The organism is Paenibacillus sp. JT22N12 (assembly GCF_056269365.1).
The window spans coordinates 1-2,775 of sequence record NZ_JBWDNU010000037.1 but is presented as its reverse complement, the minus strand read 5'-3'; the positions used below and the strand labels follow the sequence as shown (position 1 = coordinate 2,775).

General features: G+C 54.7%; 1 rRNA gene. It reads right to left on the bottom strand.

Annotation, left to right across the window (positions count from 1 at the left end):
- Window positions 1-2,775 (bottom strand): 23S ribosomal RNA (locus AC0YOA_RS38025); the annotation flags it as partial.

Here is a 2,775-nt window from a genome sequence, read left to right as displayed (position 1 = left end):
TAGGATAAGCCCTCGACCGATTAGTATTCGTCAGCTGCACATCTTGCGATGCTTCCACCTCGAACCTATCAACCTGGTCGTCTACCAGGGGTCTTACGAATTGGGAAATCTCATCTTGAGGGGGGCTTCGCGCTTAGATGCTTTCAGCGCTTATCCCGTCCGTACGTAGCTACCCAGCGGTGCTCCTGGCGGAACAACTGGTACACCAGCGGTACGTCCATCCCGGTCCTCTCGTACTAAGGACAGCTCCTCTCAAATTTCCTGCGCCCACGACAGATAGGGACCGAACTGTCTCACGACGTTCTGAACCCAGCTCGCGTACCGCTTTAATGGGCGAACAGCCCAACCCTTGGGACCTACTTCAGCCCCAGGATGCGATGAGCCGACATCGAGGTGCCAAACCTCCCCGTCGATGTGGACTCTTGGGGGAGATAAGCCTGTTATCCCCAGGGTAGCTTTTATCCGTTGAGCGATGGCCCTTCCATTCGGTACCACCGGATCACTAAGCCCGACTTTCGTCCCTGCTCGACTTGTAGGTCTCGCAGTCAAGCTCCCTTATGCCTTTGCACGCTTCGAATGATTTCCAACCATTCTGAGGGAACCTTTGGGCGCCTCCGTTACATTTTAGGAGGCGACCGCCCCAGTCAAACTGCCCGCCTGACACGGTCCCCCTACCGGCTTCACGGTAGTGGGTTAGAACTCCGATACGATCAGGGTGGTATCCCAACGGTGCCTCCACCGAAGCTGGCGCTCCGGCTTCCCAGGCTCCCACCTATCCTGTACAGATCGTACCAAAGTCCAATATCAAGCTGCAGTAAAGCTCCATGGGGTCTTTCCGTCTTGTCGCGGGTAACCTGCATCTTCACAGGTATTAAAATTTCACCGGATCTCTCGTTGAGACAGCGCCCAAGTCGTTACGCCATTCGTGCGGGTCAGAATTTACCTGACAAGGAATTTCGCTACCTTAGGACCGTTATAGTTACGGCCGCCGTTTACTGGGGCTTCGGTTCATAGCTTCGCCTTGCGGCTTACCACTCCCCTTAACCTTCCAGCACCGGGCAGGCGTCAGCCCGTATACTTCGCCTTACGGCTTCGCACAGACCTGTGTTTTTGCTAAACAGTCGCTTGGGCCTTTTCACTGCGGCCCCCTCGGGCTATTCACCCTACCGAGGCACCCCTTCTCCCGAAGTTACGGGGTCATTTTGCCGAGTTCCTTAACGAGAGTTCTTCCGAGCGCCTTAGCATACTCTGCTCGCCTACCTGTGTCGGTTTGCGGTACGGGCACCTTCGCCTGGCTAGAGGCTTTTCTTGGCAGCGGGAGCACATGACCTTCGGTACTGCAATTTTCCCTCCCCATCACAGCTCAGCCTTATAGTGGGCGGATTTGCCTACCCACCAGCCTTACTGCTTGGACGAGCTACTCCATCAGCTCGCGTCACTGCCCTTCTGCGTCACCCCATTGCTCGTAACGGCTTACGGTGGTACAGGAATATCAACCTGTTGTCCTTCGACTACGCCTTTCGGCCTCGCCTTAGGTCCCGACTTACCCTGAGCGGACGAGCCTTCCTCAGGAACCCTTAGGCTTTCGGCGGACAAGATTCTCACTTGTCTTTTCGTTACTCATACCGGCATTCTCACTTGAATACAGTCCACCAGTCCTCACGGTCTGACTTCTACCCGTATTCAACGCTCCCCTACCCCTGATACTTACGTATCGAGCCATAGCTTCGGTGGCGTGTTTAGCCCCGTTACATTTTCGGCGCAGAGTCACTCGACCAGTGAGCTATTACGCACTCTTTAAATGGTGGCTGCTTCTAAGCCAACATCCTGGTTGTCTGGGCAACTCCACATCCTTTCCCACTTAACACACACTTGGGGACCTTAGCTGATGGTCTGGGCTGTTTCCCTCTTGACAATGGATCTTAGCACTCACTGTCTGACTCCCGGATCTACGTGCATGGCATTCGGAGTTTGACTGGACTTGGTAACCCTCGCGGGCCCCGCATCCAATCAGTGCTCTACCTCCACGACGCTTTTAATCCGAGGCTAGCCCTAAAGCTATTTCGGGGAGAACCAGCTATCTCCGAGTTCGATTGGAATTTCTCCGCTACCCCCACCTCATCCCCGCATTTTTCAACATGCGTGGGTTCGGGCCTCCAGTGCGTGTTACCGCACCTTCACCCTGGACAGGGGTAGATCACACGGTTTCGGGTCTACGTCCACGTACTCATTCGCCCTATTCAGACTCGCTTTCGCTGCGGCTCCGGCTTCTCACCTTAACCTTGCACGGGAACGTAACTCGCCGGTTCATTCTACAAAAGGCACGCCATCACCCCTAAATTGGGCTCTGACTTTTTGTAAGCGCACGGTTTCAGGTTCTTTTTCACTCCGCTTCCGCGGTGCTTTTCACCTTTCCCTCACGGTACTGCTTCACTATCGGTCGCTAGGGAGTATTTAGCCTTGGCAGATGGTCCTGCCGGATTCCCACGAGGTTTCACGTGTCTCGCGGTACTCGGGATGCGTCTGCGGAGAGTGCTGACTTTCAGTTACAGGGCTGTTACCTTCTTTGGCGGGCCTTTCCAGACCTCTTCGCTTACCCAACACCTTTGTAACTCCATGTGAGACGTCCCACAACCCCAGGAAGCAAGCTTCCTGGTTTGGGCTAATCCGCGTTCGCTCGCCGCTACTGACGGAATCACTATTGTTTTCTCTTCCTCAGGGTACTTAGATGTTTCAGTTCCCCTGGTATGCCTCCGCTGCAGCTATGTATTCACT